17 protein-coding genes are annotated in these 19,790 nt (G+C 70.7%); 9 read left to right on the top strand and 8 right to left on the bottom strand.

Translation table 11 applies throughout. The features are described 5' to 3' along the window. The first annotated feature begins 287 nt into the window (after positions 1-287). Positions 288-785 carry an HNH endonuclease gene (locus tag DAI20_RS00910; protein WP_108248711.1) on the top strand — a complete coding sequence of 166 codons (498 nt, stop codon included), beginning with the start codon at positions 288-290 and terminating at the stop codon, positions 783-785. Between the two features lie 12 nt (positions 786-797). Here DAI20_RS00910 and DAI20_RS00905 read toward each other — a convergent pair whose 3' ends face one another. After that, entirely contained in the window at positions 798-1,124 is a 327-nt protein-coding gene (locus tag DAI20_RS00905) for a DUF7882 family protein (protein ID WP_108248710.1), read from the bottom strand. A 216-nt stretch (positions 1,125-1,340) separates the two neighbouring features. Between DAI20_RS00905 and DAI20_RS00900 the strand changes: the two genes are divergently transcribed. After that, on the top strand, positions 1,341-1,673 hold the full coding sequence (locus DAI20_RS00900; RefSeq protein WP_108248709.1) for a DUF7882 family protein: 333 nt from the start codon (positions 1,341-1,343) through the stop codon (positions 1,671-1,673). 103 nt (positions 1,674-1,776) lie between these two features. Here the strand turns inward: DAI20_RS00900 and DAI20_RS00895 are convergent, their stop codons facing one another. Beyond that, positions 1,777-2,148, bottom strand: coding sequence for an RNA-binding S4 domain-containing protein (locus tag DAI20_RS00895; RefSeq protein WP_108248708.1), 372 nt, complete (start codon positions 2,146-2,148; stop codon positions 1,777-1,779). Between the two features lie 172 nt (positions 2,149-2,320). Here DAI20_RS00895 and DAI20_RS00890 point away from each other — a divergent pair, with 172 nt between their 5' ends. From DAI20_RS00890 to DAI20_RS00865, 5 genes are all read left to right on the top strand, one after another. Next, a complete protein-coding gene (locus tag DAI20_RS00890; RefSeq protein WP_205781318.1) occupies positions 2,321-3,283 on the top strand; it encodes a sugar phosphate isomerase/epimerase family protein in 963 nt (320 codons plus the stop codon). 47 nt (positions 3,284-3,330) lie between these two features. Next, on the top strand, positions 3,331-4,293 hold the full coding sequence (locus tag DAI20_RS00885; RefSeq protein ID WP_108248707.1) for a 3-hydroxyacyl-CoA dehydrogenase family protein: 963 nt from the start codon (positions 3,331-3,333) through the stop codon (positions 4,291-4,293). Between the two features lie 121 nt (positions 4,294-4,414). Further along, positions 4,415-6,193 carry a dihydroxyacetone kinase family protein gene (locus DAI20_RS00880; RefSeq protein WP_108248706.1) on the top strand — a complete coding sequence of 593 codons (1,779 nt, stop codon included), beginning with the start codon at positions 4,415-4,417 and terminating at the stop codon, positions 6,191-6,193. Beyond that, positions 6,190-7,278, top strand: a complete 1,089-nt coding sequence (locus DAI20_RS00875) for a Gfo/Idh/MocA family protein (RefSeq protein ID WP_108248705.1) — start codon at positions 6,190-6,192, stop codon at positions 7,276-7,278. The genes DAI20_RS00880 and DAI20_RS00875 overlap by 4 nt, the downstream gene beginning before the upstream one ends. Positions 7,279-7,932: 654 nt before the next feature. Next, positions 7,933-9,912, top strand: a complete 1,980-nt coding sequence (locus DAI20_RS00865; protein WP_159084866.1) for a M23 family metallopeptidase — start codon at positions 7,933-7,935, stop codon at positions 9,910-9,912. Between the two features lie 308 nt (positions 9,913-10,220). Here DAI20_RS00865 and DAI20_RS00860 read toward each other — a convergent pair whose 3' ends face one another. The 3 genes from DAI20_RS00860 to DAI20_RS00850 are packed head-to-tail and all read right to left on the bottom strand — an operon-like array spanning position 10,221 to position 13,593. Then, positions 10,221-12,053 (bottom strand): carbohydrate-binding domain-containing protein, encoded by a 1,833-nt coding sequence (locus DAI20_RS00860; protein WP_108248702.1) that lies wholly within the window; start codon positions 12,051-12,053, stop codon positions 10,221-10,223. Positions 12,054-12,061: 8 nt separating this feature from the next. Continuing rightward, positions 12,062-12,940: a polyphosphate polymerase domain-containing protein gene (locus DAI20_RS00855; protein WP_240605807.1), complete on the bottom strand. Its 879-nt coding sequence runs from the start codon at positions 12,938-12,940 to the stop codon at positions 12,062-12,064. Further along, on the bottom strand, positions 12,937-13,593 hold the full coding sequence (locus DAI20_RS00850) for a DUF4956 domain-containing protein (protein ID WP_108248701.1): 657 nt from the start codon (positions 13,591-13,593) through the stop codon (positions 12,937-12,939). The genes DAI20_RS00855 and DAI20_RS00850 overlap by 4 nt, the downstream gene beginning before the upstream one ends. 231 nt (positions 13,594-13,824) lie before the next feature. Here DAI20_RS00850 and DAI20_RS18360 point away from each other — a divergent pair, with 231 nt between their 5' ends. Together DAI20_RS18360 and DAI20_RS00845 are read left to right on the top strand one after the other, a co-directional pair. Further along, complete coding sequence (locus DAI20_RS18360) at positions 13,825-13,995, top strand: hypothetical protein (RefSeq protein WP_159084865.1); 171 nt, start codon at positions 13,825-13,827, stop codon at positions 13,993-13,995. Between the two features lie 224 nt (positions 13,996-14,219). Further along, positions 14,220-16,238 carry an amidase family protein gene (locus DAI20_RS00845; RefSeq protein ID WP_108248700.1) on the top strand — a complete coding sequence of 673 codons (2,019 nt, stop codon included), beginning with the start codon at positions 14,220-14,222 and terminating at the stop codon, positions 16,236-16,238. A 107-nt stretch (positions 16,239-16,345) separates the two neighbouring features. On the opposite strand, the gene DAI20_RS00840 is transcribed toward DAI20_RS00845, so the two are convergent. From DAI20_RS00840 to DAI20_RS00830, 3 genes are all read right to left on the bottom strand, one after another. Next, the gene (locus DAI20_RS00840; RefSeq protein WP_108248699.1) at positions 16,346-17,209 is read right to left on the bottom strand and encodes a phytanoyl-CoA dioxygenase family protein; all 864 of its coding nucleotides are present in this window, start codon (positions 17,207-17,209) and stop codon (positions 16,346-16,348) included. A gap of 238 nt (positions 17,210-17,447) precedes the next feature. Beyond that, a complete protein-coding gene (locus tag DAI20_RS00835) occupies positions 17,448-17,930 on the bottom strand; it encodes a MarR family winged helix-turn-helix transcriptional regulator (RefSeq protein WP_108248698.1) in 483 nt (160 codons plus the stop codon). After that, on the bottom strand, positions 17,927-19,714 hold the full coding sequence (locus tag DAI20_RS00830) for an MDR family MFS transporter (RefSeq protein ID WP_108248697.1): 1,788 nt from the start codon (positions 19,712-19,714) through the stop codon (positions 17,927-17,929). The genes DAI20_RS00835 and DAI20_RS00830 overlap by 4 nt, the downstream gene beginning before the upstream one ends. Between the last annotated feature and the right edge of the window lie 76 nt (positions 19,715-19,790).

Here is a 19,790-nt window from a genome sequence, read left to right as displayed (position 1 = left end):
TCGCTGCTTTTCGGATCCCATGGGTTACCCTGTTTGCCGACACCACTACGGATTCCTCGGGGAGCACTGATGGACTCGGTACGAACCATCCCAACCATGGATGGGCGCGGCCAACGGGTACCTCGGTGCTGCCTGCGGGAGCATTGCGTGCACACGTGTCCGGGCAGCCTGCTGCTCGGAGAAGGCACTGTCGTTTACGACGGTGCCTTTTTTGTTGCCCGGAATCACCTGTAGCGGTTCGAGCTCGACTGCCTGGAAGCCGTCCAGGCCGGTCCGAAAGGAAGAACATGCGCACACTGGTCCTCAACGCCGGATACGAACCGCTCTCCATCGTCTCGTTCAAGCGGGCGCTGGTGCTCGTGCTCGAGGGCAAGGCGACGGTGCTGGCCAGCGACGACGAGCATCCGATCTGGAGTTCGGCCGGCGCCTGGGAGCGCCCGTCCGTGATCCTGCTGCGCCGCTACGTGCGGATCCCCGGGGCGCGAGCCGTGCCGGTGTCCCGTCGAGGGGTGCTGCGACGCGACGGATCCCGCTGTGCCTACTGCGGCGGGTCGGCGACGACCATCGACCACATCATCCCGCGCTCGCGCGGCGGCGAGGACACCTGGGAGAACCTCGTCGCCTGCTGCCTGCGCTGCAACAACGTCAAAGGCGACCGCACTCCCATGGAGATGGGCTGGATGATGCGGACGACGCCGAAGGCGCCGCGCGGGACGACCTGGATCGTCAAGGGCATGGAACGCTCGCTCCCGGAGTGGGACGAGTTCCTCCAGGCCGCCGCCTGACCGGGACCGGGGTCAGGCCCGCGGCCTCGGGTGCCCCGGCGGGTCGGGCTCCTTGAGCACCTGCATCCCGGTGGGCCCGTTCGCCGAGTCCATGAGCACGGAGATCCAGTCGCGATTGATCTCGGGGGTGCGGCCGCCGAAGTAGCGGAAGTAGAGCGGGATCGCCGTGTCGAGCCAGATGCTGCTCCGCCCGAACCCCGTGGCGGTGTCATCGCGCCAGGAGAGGAAGAAGCTCTCGTGCCGGCGCAGCTTGGCACCGATGGCGATCTGGAGGTGCACGAGCACGCGATCGTCGAAGACGATCTCCGCGCCGGACTCGCCGTACATCAGCCTGCCCATCGTCGTACCCTGCCTCCTTCGCTCTGCAGACCGCGGTCCGCGCCGATCCCGGTGGGCGACGGAGCCCGTTCCGGGGTTGGGAAATACAGGACCGGGAGGTGATGCTGCGCGCCCGGTGGACGTGGTATCACTGTACGTGAGGCGCAGCGGCGCTCGCCGCTTCCGGTGCAAAACGCCCCTCGATGATGAGCCGGCGAGCGTACCGGGACGTGGTCGATGGGCACTCTGATCTACGGGCACGGCGACCTCACCGTCGACTTCGACGATCGCACGCTCGCGCACCTCCAGGTCGTCATCGGCACGAAGCTGCGCAGACGGGAGTCGTTCCTGCTGTCGTGGAGCGATGACGGGCAGGACAGTGACCGGCGCACCTCGATCTGGCTCGACACCTCGGTGCCGCTGTACTTCCGCTACCTCGGCACGCGGATGCCGGAGCTGAACCACGAATGGATCTCGCAGCTCATGGCCGGGGCCAACAGCGGGCCGGGGCTGGTGCTGATGGCCGAGCCCGTCGCCCGGACGGAGGCGTCCCGGGCCGCTCGCGCCTGACCGTCGCCGTCGCGACGCCGCTGCGGGGCGAGCCCTCGGCGACCGCGAAGCCCCGGTGCTCGGGGAGCCTCCGCCCTCGCGACGTCCCGGTGCTCGCGGGTCCTCAGTACCCGCGGAGCCGATCGAGGTCGCGGCGGTCGCGCTTCGTGGGGCGTCCCGCGCCGCGGTCGCGCACACCGGCGATCGCCACGTGCTCTCGCGGCGGGGGCGGCGGCGTGTGATCGACGACGCACTCCGCGGCGACGGCGGCGCCCACCCGCTTGGCGACGATGCGCGCGACCTCGACGATGCGCTCCCGCTCGCCCGTGCGCACGCGCACGGCGTCGCCGACCTTGACCGTCTGCGCGGGCTTCGCCCGGTCACCGTTCACGCGCACGTGCCCGGCCTTGCAGGCCGCGGTCGCCAGCGAGCGCGTCTTGGTGAGCCGGACCGCCCAGATCCAGGCGTCGACCCGCACCGAGGAAAGCTGCTCCATGAGTCGATGCTATGTCTCCCGCGCGCGGCCCACGGAGGGGGCTCACAGAGGGGGCCGGGGTGGCGGCGTGTCGCACCCGCCCGGAATCCCTACTACCGTTGGGCGAACCGGGGACCTCCACGATGTGTGTGCGGGTGCCGAGAGAAACCTGTCGACGGCGGAGGTAACAAGCGTGACCGGAACACCCCACCTCGGACTGAACGGCCCGCTCGGGCGGGACAACTGGCCCATCGCGGCGGCCATGATCAACTTCGCGGGGTCCACCATGAACGGCGCCGGCGTGCAGGACCAGACCGCCGAGCAGTGGGCGAGGACCCTGGGTCAGGTGCGGGATGCCGGCTTCCGGCACCTCGACCCCACGGACTCCTGGCTCCGCGTCGCCGACCTCTCCCCGGAGCGCCGGGCCGAGTTCGCGGCGGTGGTCGAGGACCACGACCTCGCGATGGTGTCGCTGTCCACGGCCAGGCGGAGCGTCGTCGACCCCGAGCACGGGGACGAGTACCTCGAGTACAGCCACCGCGTTCTCGACGTCGCCGCGGAGCTCGGGATCGGCACCGTGTCGTTCGGCCTCTTCCGGGCGCTCACCCCCGAGCAGCAGCAGGCGCTGTGGTTCTGGACCGTTCAGGGCGCCGAGGACCCGGACGACGACGGCGTGCGTCGCACCGCGGTCGAGCGCATCCGAGAGCTCGGCGAGCATGCGGAGTCCATCGGCGTGCACGTGTCGCTCGAGATGTACGAGGACACCTACATCGGCACGGCCGACGGCGCCGTGAGCTTCGTCCGCGACGTCGACCACCCGCACGTCGGCCTCAACCCGGACCTCGGCAACATCGTGCGGCTGCACCGGCCGGTCGAGTCGTGGCAGGACATGGTCAAGAAGACCGTGCCGTACGCGAACTACTGGCACGTCAAGAACTACTACCGGGCGGAGGACGCGACCACGGGCGCGGTGATGACCATCCCGTCCCCCATGGAGTTCGGCGTCATCAACTACCGCGACGCCGTCGCGTTCGCCATCGAGTCCGGCTACCGTGGCGCCTTCTGCGTCGAGCACTACGGCGGCGACGGGCTCAGCGTGAGCGCGACCAACCGCGACTACCTGCGCCGGATCCTTCCGGCCGAGGTGCCGGCCTGATCGGTCGGCACCCGCATCACTCGTCACTACGAAAAGGAACCACAGGGATGATCGAACGCATCGAGAGCGTCGCCGTGATCGGCGCCGGATACATGGGCGGCGGCATCGCCCAGTCGCTCGCCATGACGGGCATGCCCGTCGTGATCGCGGACGTGTCGGCGGAGGTGGCCGAGCAGCAGCTCGCGCGCCTGCTGCGCGAGGCGGAGCAGTTCGAGCTCCAGGGCCTCTTCCCGGCGGGCAGCACGGACGCCGTGCGGGCGAACCTCCGCGCCGCGGCGAGCATCGAGGATGCGGTGGCCGGCGTCGACTTCATCGAGGAGGCGGTGCTCGAGATCGTCGAGGTCAAGCACGACGTGCTCCGCCGCATCAGCGCGGCCGCGCGGCCCGACGCCATCATCGGCAGCAACACGTCCACGATCCCGGTCAGCGTCCTCGCGGTCGCGGTCGACCGCCCCGAGCGCTTCCTCACGGTGCACTGGAGCAACCCGGCCCCGTTCATCCCGGGCGTCGAGCTGGTGGCCGGAGAGGCGACGGACCGGTCGCTCGTGCCCGTCGTCAAGGAGATGCTCGCCCGCGCCGGCCGGCAGAGCGCCCTCGTCGCCGACGTTCCCGGTTTCGTGCTCAACCGGCTGCAGTACGTGCTGCTCAAGGAGGCGATGTCCATCGTCGAGGAGGGCATCGCGACCCCCGAGGATGTCGACACGATCGTCAGCTCGACCTTCGGCTTCCGGCTCGCGTTCTTCGGCCCCTTCAAGATCGCGGACATGGCCGGGCTCGACGTGTACGCGAACTGCTTCCGCACCTTCGAGGAGGCCTTCGGGCCGCGCCTCGGGACGCCGCAGATGCTCAAGGACGCCGTCGAGGCCGGCCGGTTCGGCACGAAGAACGGCCAGGGCCTGACGACCGACTACACGCCCGAGCAGGTCGAGGGCGTCGTGGCCTATCGGAGCGAGGCCTACAGCAAGCTGTCCCAGCTGCTGCGCGAGCTCGGTCCGTCGCCCATCCACTAGTCCCACCGGCGCCGTCGGTCGCCGGCAGGCCCGGCCCGTCGACGACGCCCGCACCACGAACGGTTGACGCACGAAACGCAACTGCACTGCCGCAGTTGCACGAACGCAGAGGAGGTCCGGCATGACCCGGCTGTTCAACGATCCCACCGCTTTCGCGGACGAACTGGTGGAGGGCTTCGTCGCCGCCAACCGGCGCTGGGTCCGCAGAGTCGAGGGCGGCGTCGCCCGCCGCCAGCGGACCCCGGAGGGACAGGTGGCCGTCGTGATCGGCGGCGGCTCGGGCCACTACCCGGCCTTCGGCGGGCTGGTCGGTCCCGGACTGGCTCATGGCGCCGCCATGGGCAACCTCTTCGCGTCGCCGTCTTCGCAGCAGGTCTACGCCGTGGCCAAGGCGGCGGAGAACGGCGGGGGAGTGTTCCTCAGCTACGGCAACTACGCCGGTGACGTGCTCAACTTCGACACCGCCCAGCAGCGGCTGAACGACGAGGGCATCCCGTGCCGCACGGTCACCGTGACGGACGACATCTCGAGCGCCCCCGTCGACGAGATCTCCCGCCGCAGGGGGATCGCCGGTGACCTCACCGTCTTCAAGGTGGCGGGCGCGGCGGCGGCGGAGGGGGCGGACCTCGAGGAGGTCGTGCGCGTGGCGACACTCGCGAACGACCGCACGCGGAGCATCGGCGTCGCTTTCTCCGGCTGCACGCTTCCCGGTGCGGACGCCCCGCTCTTCGAGGTGCCGGAGGGCCGCATGGCGGTCGGTCTCGGGATCCACGGCGAGCCGGGCATCAGCGAGACGGACGTGCCCACGGCGGACGGCCTGGCGGAGCTCTTCGTCACCAGCCTGCTGAACGAGCTGCCCCCGAGCGTCGAGGACGCGAACGGGCAGCGCGCGGCCGTGATCCTGAACGGACTCGGCACGGTCAAGTACGAGGAGCTCTTCGTCGTCTACCGGAGCGTCGCCCGCCTGCTCGAGGAGGCCGGGGTGACGGTGGTCGAGCCCGAGGTGGGGGAGCTCGTGACGAGCTTCGACATGGCGGGTGCCTCACTCACGATCCTCTGGCTCGACGACGAGCTCGAGCGGCTCTGGTCGGCGCCCACAGACACGCCGGCCTACCGCAAGGGCAGCGTCGGTGCCGCCACGGGCGGCGAGGAGTTCGGTGACGATGCCGCGGACGCGCTCGACGACGAGGGCGACTCCGAGTCGGCCGCGCTTCCCGAGGCCAGCCCGGCATCCCGGGCGGCCGCGTCCGTCGTGACCGCGCTGCTCGAAACGCTCTCCGGGACGATGGACGAGCACGCCGACGAGCTCGGGCGCATCGACTCCGTCGCCGGTGACGGGGATCACGGCATCGGCATGCAGCGTGGCGCGTCCGCGGCCCTCGGTGCGGCGAAGGACGCCCTGGCGCGCGACGCCGGGGCGGGCACGGTGCTCACCCGAGCGGGCGACGCCTGGTCGAACCGGGCGGGCGGCACCTCCGGCGCCCTGTGGGGGCTCGCGCTGACGACGCTCGGCACCCGGATCGGCGACGACCGGGATCCGGCCGCCGCAGACATCGCCGAGGCCGTGCAGGCTGCGGTCGACGCGATCCGCGGCGTGGGCAAGGCCGAGGTCGGCGACAAGACCATGGTGGACGCGATCGTGCCGTTCGCCGCGCGCTTCCGCGAGGAGCTCGACCGTGGGTCCGCCCCCGGCGACGCGCTCGCGGCCGCGGCGCTCGCCGCGACGGAGGCGGCGGCGGCGACGTCGGACCTGATGCCCCGCATGGGCCGCGCACGCCCGCACGCCGAGAAGAGCCTCGGCTCCCCGGACCCCGGCGCCCACTCCTTCGCCCTCATCGTGACCGCCATCGCTGACGCCCTGCCCACGGTGGCGGCCCAGCCCGAGCAGGGGACCTCGTGACGGGAGCCGCGTCGCCCATCCGCTTCGGCATCGTCGGGAGCGGCTGGCGGAGCGAGTTCTTCCAGCGGATAGCGCGGGCGCTGCCCGAGCGCTTCGAGATCACCGGGGTCGTCACGCGCTCCGCGGACCGCGGCCGTGAGGTGGAGCAGGCCTGGGGCGTGCCGACCTTCCGGACCGTCGAGGAGCTGGTGGCGACGCGGCCGAAGTTCGTCGTCGTCTCGGTGCCGCGCGAGCAGGCACCGGCCACGATGATCCGGCTCACCGAGCTCGGCGTGCCCGCGCTCACCGAGACGCCGCCGTCGCTGGACGCCGAGTCGTCCGAACCGCTGCACCGCCTCGTCGCGGACGGGGCCATCCTGCAGGTGGCCGAGCAGTACCACCTCTCGCCTCTGCTTCGGGCGCAGCTGGCGGTCGCGGCGTCGGGTCGGCTCGGCCCGATCAGCCATGTGCTCGTGGGACAGTGCCACGACTACCACGGCGTGAGCATCCTCCGCCGCGCGCTCGGCATCACCTTCGAGGACGCGACCATCACCGCCTCGGTGTTCCGTTCGCCGCTCGCGCAGGGACCGGACCGCACCGGCGACCCGACCGAGGAGAGGAGCGTGACCGCGGAGCAGATCACGGCCCGCTTCGAGTTCGGCGCCGACCGCCTCGGCGTGTACGACTTCGCCGGGGAGCAGTACTTCTCCTGGATCCGTCGCAACCGGCTACTCATCCGCGGCGAGCGGGGAGAGATCAGCGACCTCGAGGTCAGCTATCTCCAGGACTTCCGCACCCCGATGTTCGGCACGATCCGACGGATCGAGGCCGGTCAGGGCGGCAACCTCGAGGGTCTGTTCCTCCGCGGCCTGATCCTCGGCGACGAGTGGGTCTTCACGAATCCCTTCCTGCCGGGTCGCCTGAGCGACGATGAGATCGCGATCGCGGAATGCCTCGTGCGGATGAGTGACCACGTCGATGGTGGTCCGCCGTTCTACAGCCTGGCGGAGGCGTCGCAGGACAACTACCTCTCGCTCCTCATGCAGGAGTCGGCCCGCACGGGCAAGCCGGTCCGGTCCGAACCGCAGGTCTGGGCGCACGCATAGCCGCCCGGGCCCTCCTGGAACGCGAGCGACGAAGCGACGAAGCGACGGCGGGAAGCGGCGTTCAGCCACCCCGTCCGTTCCCGGTGCGCCCCGCTGTGCATTTGCTTCACGCCCCCCGGAGTGGGGTCCCCCAAGTGGAGGACAACGCGCTATGTTAACTCCTGGCGGTACGCGCGATCCGATGCGAACCCCGGCCCCCGGCCGAACGGATACCCCCCTACCCGTTCCCGAGTGCGAGCCGGTTTTTCGTGGGTTGCCGTACTCCGAGGCCCGGCTCCACGACCCCCCTTGTTGGAGCCGGGCCTCAGCCCTTTCTCCCTCTCATCCGCACTTTCGCCTTCGTGCGGATGGCGCGATCCGCCGCTGTGCCGCGGCGCCACGCCGGACGCCGCCCCATATTGGGGGCAAGACTCGATGGTCCGCGACCCCCAGAATGGACGAGGACACCGCGGCGGACGCCGCCGCTGGTGAGGATGGCGACAGTGATCCGGCCGGTCTCCTGACCGGCGTACGGGGTCGCTGATCGGGCCCGTGGGGACGGTGCTCGACAGCCGTCGGGGGATCACGAGATGGGCCGGGGGATACGGGTGTGCCCGCGCTGAGGCGCGCGGTCGCCCGCGCTCCCTCGCTCACCGAACGAGGGAAGAATAACCAGTGCAGAAGTCCAACAAGCAGTCCGCGTTCCGCCGGAACGGACGCGGCGCCGCTCTCATGACAGCAGCAGTGATGAGCGGATGCCTCCTGTTCCCGACCGCAGCGCAGGCTGCGACCGGCGCCCCGGTGCCGGGAGCGGACCCGGTGAGCACCGTCAGCACGGACGGGGCGACGTCGTCGGCGACGACCTCGCCCGCGGGTCGTTCGGTGACCGGCGCGCCCGTCGCCACCGCCACGCCGACGCCCAGCGCGACGCCCGTCGCGCCCAAGCCGGCCGCCACGGCGGCACCGACGCCGAAGCCCACGCCAACCGCGGCGCCGGTGACCACTCCGGCCCCCACCGCGGCACCGACCACTACGCCCGCGCCCGCCGTGGTGAAGGCACCGGCAGCCACGCCCACCCCGACGCCCGCGGCGCCCGCTCCGGCCGACGGAAGCGGAATCGCCGACGTGCAGGCCACCGCTACCGCCAAGACCTGGGGCATCTACAAGAACGACTACTCGTCCACCATCTACGAGCTGGTGAACGGCACGACGCCGACGCCGCTCAGCTACAAGCGCTGGTCCACCGTGTACGGCAGCAAGACTCCGAGCAGCACCGCGACCGACTACGTGCGGTACCCCTGGTCGCCGACCCTCTACGCCGTCACCTTCTGGCCCGGCGGCGAGAGTGCCTGGCAGTGGGAGGCGCTGACGTTCGACCAGTGGCGCACCGCCGGATCGCCGACCGCCCGCGCGGCCGGCTGGATCAAGGGCAGCTACTTCTACCAGTGGGGAACGTCGAAGGACGTGCTCGTCGAGGGGCCCGACGGCATCAACCACGCCCTGACCAACAAGGAGTGGGCGGACTCCGGTTACCGTGCCTTCGAGCAGCGCAAGAACGAGGGCTTCCGCAAGCTCTCCTGGGCCCCGGAGATCGTCCGGTACACCGACATCGCCGGTGGCGCGGGATACGCGGTCAGCGGCACGGAGTGGGCGGCGGAGGCCTACCCGCGCCCCGAGGTCCTCTCGGCCGCACCGGGCGGGCACTTCCACAAGACCGCCGACGACCCCACCATCTGGTACACCGGACTCACCCTCGACCGTCCCATCAGCTACGCCGAGTGGCTGGGCGCCGGGAAGCCCGAGCCCACGGTGACCCAGCCCATCCGGGCGACGAGCCTGTCCGGCGGAAGCCCGGTCGGCGCGGTGGAGCAGTTCATCGGCCAGGTCGGCACGCTGTCCGTGCGCGGCTGGGCCCTCGACCCCAACGCCGCGAGCGCGATCCTGGTCGACGTCTACGTCGACGGGAAGTACGCGCAGACCGCGAAGGCCGACCGTCTGCGTCCCGACGTGGCCGCGGTCTACCCCAAGTACGGGGCGGCGCACGGCTTCACGATCGACGTCGTGACCAGCCCGGGCGAGCACGACGTGTGCGTCTACGCCATCAACAAGGGCGACGGCAGCAACGTCAAGCTCTCCTGCTCGACCGTGACGGTGGCCGCGCCCGTGTTCCCCAAGGCGAACGTCGCGACCTACAGCCGCCTGGCGAGCACCTTCACCAACAACCCGTACGCCGCGGTGCAGTGGCCGTTCCTCAAGGGCGTTCCGCTCACTGACCGCTTCGGCCCGCGCCCCTACGTCTGCTCGGTCTGCCAGCCGATCCACAACGGGCTCGACTTCACGCCGGGCAGCGGATCGGACATCGCCGCCATCGCCGACGGCCGGGTCAGCGCGGTCGTGCGCAGCTCCGCGACGAGCGGCTTCGGCACCTACGTCGTGATCGACCACACGATCGACGGCAGGAAGGTGCAGTCGCTGTACGCGCACATGCTGGTGAACTCGCCGGTCTTCGCGGTGGGTGACTACGTGAAGCAGGGCGACCGCGTGGGCCGCGTCGGCAACACCGGCTCCTCGACCGGCGCGCACCTGCACTTCGAGGTGATCGTCGCGGGCGTGAAGGTGGACCCCTACGCCTGGCTGACCGAGCACAACCGCTGACCCCCGTAGGGGGAACCCCCCAACGGGGAACCCCCTAAGGGGGACTGTGGTGAATTCCCAGTAGCGCCTAGATTTCTAGATGTGGGAGCCGGGGGGCTCGCACGCAAGGGGGGAACGGTCGCTACCGGGGGGTATGCGACCACGGAGAATGCCGCGGGCCGGGGGGCCCGCGGCACTCCTATTTAACGGACCGGATCTCCTATATAACGAACCGGATTTCCGAGAGCCGGCCGGCGCTCCTCCTCAGGGCCGGTGACGGACCGCTGCTCGCCCACGCGCGCTGACCGGCAGCCGACGAACCGGCTCGTTCAGGAGCCGTCGCTCGGGCGACCGGGGCGGCCGCCGCCACCGGGGCCGCCACCCATCCCGCTGCTGACGGCGCTGTAGTCGCCGGCAGTGACAGTGGAGGAGAGGGTCGCGCCGCTCGAGTCGCCTCCCGCGGAGTACCCGCCGACCGAATCACCCGTCGCGGTGCCGCCGACATAGACCTCGTACTCCTCACCCGCCACGACGTCCGTCGACGAGAAGATGACGGACGCGAAGTCCTTCGACGACTCGAACGTCTCGAGGGTCTCGCCCTCGGCGTTCAGGAGCTGAACCACCGTGCCCGCCGGCTGGGTCGCGTCGAACGAGACGGCGACGGAGGACTGGGGCGAGTCCGCGCTCGGCGTCACCACCATGCCGGAGCTTCCCGCCGCGAGCAGCGTGCCCGAGGACACGGTCAGGGTGCCGTTCACGTCGAGTGCCCCGTTGCCGTTCATGGTGGGGCCGCTCACCACCGTCGTGCCGCCGGAGATCGTCGCCGTGCCGTTGGAGTCGAGACCGTCCCCGTCGGCGTCCACCGCGACGGTGCCGCCGGAGATCGTGAGCGCGTAGTCGCCCGTGTCCGACATCTGGTCCATCGCCGCGCCCGGGCCCTGCTCGGCGGAGCCGTCGCCTCCGCCCACGTTGATGCCGTCGTCGCTCGCGGTCACGGCGACGTCACCGCCGGAGATCCCGATGGTGGCGCTCTCCAGGCCCTCGTAGGAACCGGTGACCGTGACCGAGCCACCCGTGACAGCCAGCTGGCTGTCGGCGTGCACGCCGTCGTCCCCGGAGGCGACACTGATGGTGGCGCCGCTCAGACCGATCGCACCGTTGGAGTGCAGGGCGTCGTCCGACGCGTCCACCGTGACGTCCCCGCCGGCGAGCACGACGTATACGGCCCCCTTGATGCCCTTCGTGGACGCGTCGGCGGCGGGCTCGCTGCCGCTGCCGTTCCCGGCCGTGACGTCGAGGCTGCCGCCGGTGACGACGACGTCCGTGGCCGCATCGATGCCATCGCCGCCCGAGGTGAGCCGGAGCGACCCCGCGGTCACGGACACGTAGCCCCGAGTCTCGTCCTCCTCGTCGTCGGACTTCAGCGCGTCGCCCCCCGAGTCGACGGTCACGCTGCCGCCGTTGACCACCAGGTAGTCCTTGCCGCGGATGCCGTCGTCCGCTGCCGTCACGGAGATCGTGCCGGAGTCGATCACGAGGCCGTCCTCGCTCGTGATGCCGTCGTTGCCGGTGCCCGTCACGTCGAGCGAGCCGTCGCCGGTGATCGTGAGGTCGGCCTCGCTGAACAGCGCCGCGTTCACCTCGCTGTCCTCCGTGTACGCTGCGGCGTCGCTCAGGGTGTTCTCCGAGCCGTCGGCGAGCACGACCATGGCGTCGTCCGCCGCCGTGACCGCGATGGCCGAAGTGGAGTCGCTCGAGATGTCGACGCCGTTCAGGATCAGCCGCACGGATCCCTCGTCGGAGGAGTCGACGACGACCTGGCCGTCGAGCGAGCCGCTGAGCTCGTATGTGCCCGCGGCGGTGATGGTGACCGTGCCGCCGTCGCTGGCCACACCGGTGCCTGCGGTGGTCGCGCCGTCGCCCTCGAGTGTCACCGCCACGACGTCCGCGGGGTCCCACTCGTAGTCGGATGCGTCGTCGTGGTCGGCGTCGTTCGCCGCGAGCACATCGGCCGCGGTCGTGTCCGCCGGGACGTCGTACGAGGTGGTCTCGGACGACGTGGAGGACGTGCCGGTGGTCCCGGTTGCCACGGCGGTGCAGCCCGCGAGCAGGCCGCCGGTGAGCAGAACGGGGAGGAACAGGGAGTATCTCGGGTGTCGCACGAGGTGTCCTAACGGGTGTGTGCCGACCAGGTGGCCGGGTGAGGGGTGTGGTGGGTCGGAAGAGCGGGGGCGGGGAGACCGGGCGCCGGCCGGCTGCCGGGCGAAGATTCTGGGGGTCCACCGCCGAGAAGGGCCGGGCCGGCGAAGTGGCGCCGCAGGATGCGGCTCCACTTGTTCGCGGGCAGCCCGGGATCGAGGGCTGCCATCCCGACGCCGTACTTCGAGATGCCGCAGGGGCGGTGTCCCCGCGACCAGAACAGCCGGTCGACCGTCGAGGGCGACGAACCGGACTTGGTCTCGACGATCGCGAGCTCGGGCAGCCGGACGCGCCGTCCATCCGGAGACGCCCATTCGAGGTCCTCGTCCACGGTCGCCCGGCCGACGGCATCCGGCAGCAGAAGCGTCGTGCGCGCGTAGCGGGTGACGAGGGTGGGGCGCAGGTCGCCCGGGCCGACGGAGCCGATGCCGGCGTCCGCGAGCACGAGGTCGACGTGCTCGCGGCCCTCCGCCGTGAGCACGGCCCGGTCGTCGATGCCGTACGCGATGCGGTCCTTCACGGTGAGGCTCCGTCCGCCGCGGGTCTTCACCTCGAGGTACGCCTCGGCGGAGTCGAGGTAGGCGCGGGTGCGGATCTTGAACCGGCGCCGCCGCTTGCGCGCGGCCGAGAGGTAGCTGGCGAGGTCCGGGGTGTCGAAGTACACGGACTCGTAGGCGAACCCACGCCGGCCGCCCTCGTCGAGGACGCGGGTGGCCGGGTCGAGGGCCTGCAGCACCTCGCCGAGGTCGTCGCGGGGGAGCACGTACTTGCGGTCGACCCTCGTCTGCATCGCGGCCTGCTCCACGAGCTCCTGAAGCCCGATGGTTCGCAGCCGGTCGAGGGCGGTCACGACCGCGCCTCGCTGTACAGCCCGTCCGCGCGCAGGGCGGCGGGGGAGCCGGCCTCGGAGAGCGCCGCGTCCGGAGCGGCCGACCCGGTTGCCGAGCGGGAACGGGGGTGCTGCGGCACCTGGTATCGCACGTCGACAAGGGTCGTGTCGTTCACCAGGTCGAGCTGCTGGACGATCGCCACCCGCACGCGGGCACCCAGCGTCCGCTCGAGGCGGTCGTGCAGCTCACCCTCGTCCGCGATCGCCCGGTCGAGGGTGATGATCTGCTGACGGTAGCGGCGCAGGAGCCGCGGGGAGTCGCCGAGGTACATCACGACCACGAGGAGCAGCATCAGGGCGATGGGCAGGGGGGCGAGCGTTGAGCTGAGCCCCGCGATCAAGCCGAGCGCGAGGGCCGCGAAGTAGTACGCGACCTCGTGCTGCGCGATCTCGGACGAGCGCAGGCGGATGATCGACAGCACGCCGAACAGGCCGAGGCCGAGTCCGACCCCGACAACGCTGGAGGCGAGCACCTCCGCGACGGCGAGCACGCCGACGTTCACGCACAGGTAGGCCACGACCAGGTCGCGGTTGCGGTGCCGGGGGAAATAGAGCCCGAACGTCAGCACCGAGATCAGTGCGAGGTCGAGCAGGATGAAGGCGAATTGCGCCATGGGGGGAACCTCCGGGATGTAGCGGTTCCCCCATTCCGCCCGTCGCCGCTATGCGATTCCTATGACCACCCGATGAGCGGCATACGGATCCACCTCGCCCCTCCCCGCACGTCCGTCACCCATTCCCCATTCCCTCGTCTTCCCTGAGGTGCACGGATCGGCTCTTCCTCGGCGCGAATTGGAGCCGAATCGTGCACCTCACGGGTGGTGGTCGGGGCGTAGGGTCGCAGCATGGTGGTTCTGCTGATCGTGCTCCTCGTCCTCTGGGCGATCCTCGCCGTGATCGGCTTCGTCGTGGAGGGCCTCGTGTGGCTCTCGATCATCGCGATCATCCTCATCGCCGGCACGATCGCCATCGGCTTCGTGCGCCGGTCGATCACCACCAAGCGCAACCGGGTCTGACCGGTACCCGTATCCACCCGGACGCGCGGCGCGGAGCGTGCGGCCGCAGCGCCTCATGAGCGGAGCGTCCCGGACCGTCGTTGAGCGGAAGCGCACCGGCGCGTAGGCGCCGGCTTGAGGTGTAGGGCGGTGGCGCCCGGAGAAACGTAACGATGGCGTAACGGCGCGGAAACAGCCGGCGGCCATGCTCACGGAGAACCCCTTTCCCCCACCGAAGGAACTCCATGACAGAACCGGCACGCGCCTTTCGCCGTGCGACCCGCGCCTCGGCTGCGTTCGCCCTGTGCTCCGGCATAGCCATCGCCGCCACCGTGACCGCCCCCGCTGCGCTCGCCGCGCCCTCCTCAGTTGCTCGCCCATCGGTCGTCGACCTCGGCGTCGCGGACGTGCTCGACCTTCTTGAGTCGGGGGAGCAGACCTCCGTCGCCCTCGTGCAGGAGTACCTCGACCGCATCGCGGCGTACGACGACCCGTACGGCGACCAGCCGGGCCTCGCGGCGGTGATCCTCACGAATCCGGAGGCGCTTGCCACCGCGGCGGAGCGTGACGCGGAGCGCGCCGACGGCGAGATCCGCGGTCCGCTGCACGGCGTGCCGGTGCTCGTGAAGGACAACTACGCGACGTTCGACCTGCCCACCACCGCGGGAAGCGCGTCCTTGCACACCTACCGGACGGCCGCCGACTCGACGGCCGTCGCGCGGCTCCGGGACGCGGGGGCGATCATCCTGGCGAAGACGAACATGTCGGAGTTCGCCTGGCACGGCCGGTTCACCCTCAGCTCGGAGCGGGGGCGCACCGCCAACCCGTACAACCAGGCGCTGAGCGCGAGCGGATCGAGCGGTGGCACGGGCGCCGGGGTTGCCGCGAGCTTCGGGCCGGCCGGGCTCGGCACCGACTCGTGCGGGTCGATCATCGGCCCCAGCGCGCACGGCAGCCTCGTCGGCTACCGGCCGACGATGGGCCTCACGAGCGTCAACGGCATCGTGCCGCTGTCCGCCAGACAGGACGTCTCCGGGCCGATGACCAAGACCGTCACCGACGCCGCGCTCCTGATGGAGGTGCTGGCGGGCTACGACCCCGCCGACCCGCTCACCGAGATCGCCGTGGGCCAGAACACGGACGAGTACGTCGAGGGCCTGAGCGACACCGCCCTCGAAGGCAAGCGCATCGGCTACTTCCACTGGGACTTCGAGGAGCAGCCTGGGTACCCCGGCCTAGCCGAGACGACGGCCATCATCGATCAGGCGGTCCTGGACCTCGAGGCTCAGGGCGCGGAGATCGTGGACGTTCCCTTCACCCGGGAGTTCGTGCAGACCGTGCTCGCGAGCGGTGGCTGGATCGACATCCGTCCGAGCATCGACGCCTTCTTCGCAGCGACCGAGGCCGAGTGGCCGGAGGGCCTCGCCGAGCTGACCGCGCCCGTCGACGCGCTCACCTTCTCGGATGTCGTCGCGGACGGCAAGACGTCGCTGACCCAGGACACGGTCGACTACTTCCTGAGCAACGAGGACATTCCGAATACGGCCTATGACGCCGCCGTGGCGGCGCAGGACGCGGGCAAGCTGGCGATCGACGCGTTCTTCGAGGAGCACGACCTCGACGCCATGGCGATGCCCACTTCCGAGGTCCCCGCGGCGCCCGACGGCGCGGGCACCGCGTTCTGCGACCTGGGCGCGAACACCGGCATCCCGACGATGTCCGTGCCCGCGGGCTTCACCGAGTCGGGGCTGCCCATCGGCCTCGAGCTCGCGGCACCGCGCAACCACGACGCCGAGCTGCTGGCGATGGCATACGACTACGAGCAGGCGACGCTGCACCGCGTCGCCCCCGCCAGCACGCCCGAGCTGCCGCGCGAGGTCGAGGAGCCGCCGGTGGAAGAGCCGCCCGTGAGCGAGCCCGACCCTGGAGCCGAGACGCCGGTGACCGAGCCCGACCCGGGCACGACGCCGCCTGCGCCCGTAGACCCGGGCGCGGATCCCGGCGCGGAGGAGCCGGACGTTGATCTCGCGCCGTCCCTGCCGACCGTGCCCGCGGGGGAGACGCCCGTGACTCTGCCCACCGACGACGCTGCGCCCGAGAGTGAGAAGGCGCCTGGTGCGCTCGCGGCGACCGGTGCGGGGGACGCGGTGCCGAGCGGTCTCGCCGCCCTCGCCCTGATGGTCACCGGAGCCGCGGCGCTGGTATCCGGCCGGATGCGGGACCGCCGCCGGCGGGCGCTGACCTCACCGGGAGCCGAGCACTAAGGGGACACACGAGGAAGGGCCCGAGCCGCGGCGCGGTTCGGGCCCTTTCGCGCTGCAGACCGTGGTGATGCGCTCGCGACTTCCGCCGTCAGCGGAACGGCGCGGCGTCAGGCGTTGCCCATCATGAGGCCCTCGATGGTGTGCTTCTGGTAGATCGGCTGCAGCTCGTCCACGACGGGGCAGACCAGGTGATCCCGCACGCGCTGGGGCAGCGAGTCCCAGAAGCCGTGGGTGACAGCCATGTCGTGACGCTCGGCGTTGCCCGCGCCGGGCGCGTCGACGCCGAGCACGAGCACGGGCCGGGCGGTCTGCGAGAAGTTCTGGGTGCCGCGGTGGATGGTGAGGGCCGACCGCGCGGAGACGTCGCCCATCTGCGGGAACTTCCGCACCGCGCGCTCCTCGTAGCGGGGGTACCACGACTTGGGCGGGAACATCCCGTGGTCGAACTCCTCGGACAGGTCCCACTGGGTGCCGGGCGCGATCTCGAAGGGCCCCATGTCCTCCTTGGTGTCCACGGCCGTCGCGTTGAAGGCCAGGGAGTTGAGCCGCTTGTGCACGCGAGTCTCCTCCGGCATGGGGAAGTCCCGGTGCCAGGGCTGGTTCACGGCGCCGGCGAGGGGCACGTCGAAGCCGAGCTCGATGATCTGGTAGTCCGGCCCGAGGATCGCCTCGGACACCGCGCGCACCCAGGGGTGGTCGACGAGCTCCACGAAGCCGCGGATCTGTTCGGGGTGGATCTCGACGTAGTGCCGGTTCGGCCCGCGGCCCACGGCACCGTTCTTCCGGGTCAGGGCCTCCTTGAAGGCGACGTCGATGTCCTCCGCCAGCTCCTCGGCCCAGCGCCGGGGCAGCGCGCCCTTGCAGGCGATGATCCCGTCACCGTAGATGCCCTCGATGATCTCGCGGGTCTGCTTGTCCGCGCCCTCGGGTACGGGGATGCTGTCCGGTCGGTTGTCCGTGACGTGCGTCATTGCTCGTTCTCCGCTCTTCGTTGTGCGGGTGGATCCCGTGCAGCAACGCTATGCCGGTGTGCCCGTCAGCGTCACCCGTTGACGCGGTCGGCTGCAACGGGCCGCCCCGGTGTCCGGTCCTGCGCGGTCAGAGAGAAGAACCCTCGCGACCCTGTCGGAGTGGCTGGTCGCACTAGCTCCCGAGGACGCAGGAAGGCCCCGGATGCCGGCATCCGGGGCCTCATCGCACTCGAGGTCGTCAGCTCTCGAGGGGCTCGTTCAGTCGCTCGATGTACCGCGCGAACTGGCGGAGGTCCTCGGTGGACCAGCTCGCGAGGGTCTGGAAGAGCGGAGTCCTGTCGCCCCAGCCCACCTCAGCCATGCGCTCCGTGGCGCGCGGCGTGAGGGCGAGGAAGCGGGCCCGGCCGTCATTCTCATCCGTGCGGAACTCGAGCAGGCCGAGCTCCTCGAGTTGCTTCGCCTGGCGGCTGATGACGCTGCGATCCACGTCGAGGTGGTCCGCCACGGCGCTGGCGTGCGCCGGACCGTTGCGGAACAGGTGCCGGAGCACCTTGAGCCCGAACGGCGGCAGCGCCGGGTCGATCTTCACCGCCGCGTCGCGCGTGACGGCCCGGATGCGACGCCCGAGGGCGCTCATCTGCTCCTCGACCGCGTGCAGGGCCTCGGCCGCCTCGTCGTCCGCGGTGGCTGTGCGGCCGGCGGCTGTCGTGGACTCGGTCATCGGCGTGCCTGAGCCGAGCGCGCGTTGTCGTCGGTGTCCGTGTCGATGACCTGTACGGATCCCGTCGGGTGGGCCTGGCCGACCGCGCTCAGGGCGGCGGTGGCGGTGGACGCGGTGATGGCGGCATCCCCGGCGTCCTCCCGCTCACGCTTGCGCTGATCATCGACGGCCGTGACGTCCACGGCACCGGTGCGGGCTCCCCGCAACTGCACGGCGTTCTTGGTGCCGAGCTTGGCGTTCGGCAGGAAGATGACCGCGATGAGCGTGACGACGGCCAGCGGCACGCTGTAGGAGAACACGCTGCCGACGCCGGAGCCGTAGGCGCTCTCGACGAGGATGCGGATGGCGTCCGGCAGGTCGGCGACGTGCGGGATGGTGCCGTCGCCGAGCGTCTGTGCGGCCTGGGCCTGCTCAGCGGGGCTGAGCTTCACGATGCCGGTCGCGAGGTGGTCCGCGATGAGCGTGCCGAGCACGGAGCCCAGTACGGACACGCCGATGGTGCCGCCGAGGCTGCGGAAGAACGTGACCGCGCTCGTGGCGACGCCCAGGTTCTTCACCTCGATGGAGTTCTGCACAACGAGCACCAGGTTCTGCATCAGCATGCCGAGCCCGGCGCCGAGGGTGAACATGAAGACGCCCACGAACACGAGGCTCGTGTCGTACTGCAGGGTTCCGAGGAGGATCGTGCCGGCGACGACGAGCACGGAGCCGGAGACCATGATGGCCTTCCAGGTGCCCCGGCGGCTGATGATGCCACCGAAGATCGTCGACGCGATGAGCAGGCCGGCCATCATGGGGATGGTGAGCAGGCCCGACTGGGTTGGGGTCGCGCCGCGGGCCAGCTGCATGTACTGCGCGAGGAACACCGACGTGCCGAACATCGAGACGCCGACCGAGATGCTCGCGATGACCGCGAGGGTGAAGGTGCGGTTCTTGAACATCGACAGCGGGATGATCGGCTCGGGGGCCTTCAGCTCGACGATCACAGCGGCGATCAGGAGCAGAGCCGCGCCGCCGACCATGACGTACGAGGGGAGGGACGCCCACTCGAAGTCCTTGCCGGCGAGGGAGACCCAGATCAGCAGGAGGGACACGCCCGCGGCGATCAGCACGGCACCGAAGTAGTCGATGTGCACGGTGCGCTTGGGGTGCTTGGGCAGGTGCAGCGTGCGCTGCAGCAGGATGATGGCGACCACGGCCACGGGCAGGGCGATGAAGAAGTTCCAGCGCCAGCCGAACCCGTCGGTGATGAGGCCGCCGAGCAGCGGGCCGCCGACGGTGCCGATGGCCATGACGCCGCCGAAGAGGCCGGCGTACTTGCCGCGGTCACGCGGGCTGATGATGTCGGCCATGATGATCTGGCTGAGCGAGGCGAGGCCGCCGGCGCCGAGGCCCTGCAGCACGCGGAACACGATCAGCATGTCGGTGTTCTGCGAGAAACCGGCGAGCGCGGACCCGAGGACGAAGATCGTGAGCGCGAGCTGGATGAGCAGCTTGCGGTTGAAGAGGTCGGCGAACTTGCCCCAGAGCGGCGTGCTGACCGTCGTGGCGAGCAGCGTCGCGGTGACGACCCAGGTGTAGGCGGACTGGTCGCCCTTGAGGTCCGAGATGATGATCGGCAGCGACGTGGCGACGACGGTGCCGGCCAGGATCGACACGAACATGCCGAGCAGCAGCCCCGACAGGGACTCGAGCACCTGCCTCTGGCTCATGCTGCCGTCGGGCGAGACGGGCTGGCGTGGTTCCTTTTCCTTGCGGTGCTTTGCGGTGGTGGTGCGCGACATCGATCTCCTGCTTTTGGTTGACTGCTGTCAACTATACGCCGGTAGTGGACATCGGTCAACTATCTCCGCGGGCTGC

The sequence above is a fragment of the Planctomonas deserti genome, from assembly GCF_003067705.1.
GTDB classification, from domain to species: domain Bacteria; phylum Actinomycetota; class Actinomycetes; order Actinomycetales; family Microbacteriaceae; genus Planctomonas; species Planctomonas deserti.
The sequence above is the reverse complement of the archived record's forward strand: the minus strand, read 5'-3'. Positions and strand labels throughout refer to the sequence as shown.

Bases quoted from the DNA above. Each gene is read 5' to 3' on its own strand.
- DAI20_RS00910 (WP_108248711.1), top strand. From the start codon at position 288: ATGCGCACACTGGTCCTCAACGCCGGATACGAACCGCTCTCCATCGTC.
- DAI20_RS00905 (WP_108248710.1), bottom strand. From the start codon at position 1,124: ATGGGCAGGCTGATGTACGGCGAGTCCGGCGCGGAGATCGTCTTCGAC.
- DAI20_RS00900 (WP_108248709.1), top strand. From the start codon at position 1,341: ATGGGCACTCTGATCTACGGGCACGGCGACCTCACCGTCGACTTCGAC.
- DAI20_RS00895 (WP_108248708.1), bottom strand. From the start codon at position 2,148: ATGGAGCAGCTTTCCTCGGTGCGGGTCGACGCCTGGATCTGGGCGGTC.
- DAI20_RS00885 (WP_108248707.1), top strand. From the start codon at position 3,331: ATGATCGAACGCATCGAGAGCGTCGCCGTGATCGGCGCCGGATACATG.
- DAI20_RS00880 (WP_108248706.1), top strand. From the start codon at position 4,415: ATGACCCGGCTGTTCAACGATCCCACCGCTTTCGCGGACGAACTGGTG.
- DAI20_RS00850 (WP_108248701.1), bottom strand. From the start codon at position 13,593: ATGGCGCAATTCGCCTTCATCCTGCTCGACCTCGCACTGATCTCGGTG.
- DAI20_RS18360 (WP_159084865.1), top strand. From the start codon at position 13,825: ATGGTGGTTCTGCTGATCGTGCTCCTCGTCCTCTGGGCGATCCTCGCC.
- DAI20_RS00845 (WP_108248700.1), top strand. From the start codon at position 14,220: ATGACAGAACCGGCACGCGCCTTTCGCCGTGCGACCCGCGCCTCGGCT.
- DAI20_RS00840 (WP_108248699.1), bottom strand. From the start codon at position 17,209: ATGACGCACGTCACGGACAACCGACCGGACAGCATCCCCGTACCCGAG.
- DAI20_RS00835 (WP_108248698.1), bottom strand. From the start codon at position 17,930: ATGACCGAGTCCACGACAGCCGCCGGCCGCACAGCCACCGCGGACGAC.
- DAI20_RS00830 (WP_108248697.1), bottom strand. From the start codon at position 19,714: ATGTCGCGCACCACCACCGCAAAGCACCGCAAGGAAAAGGAACCACGC.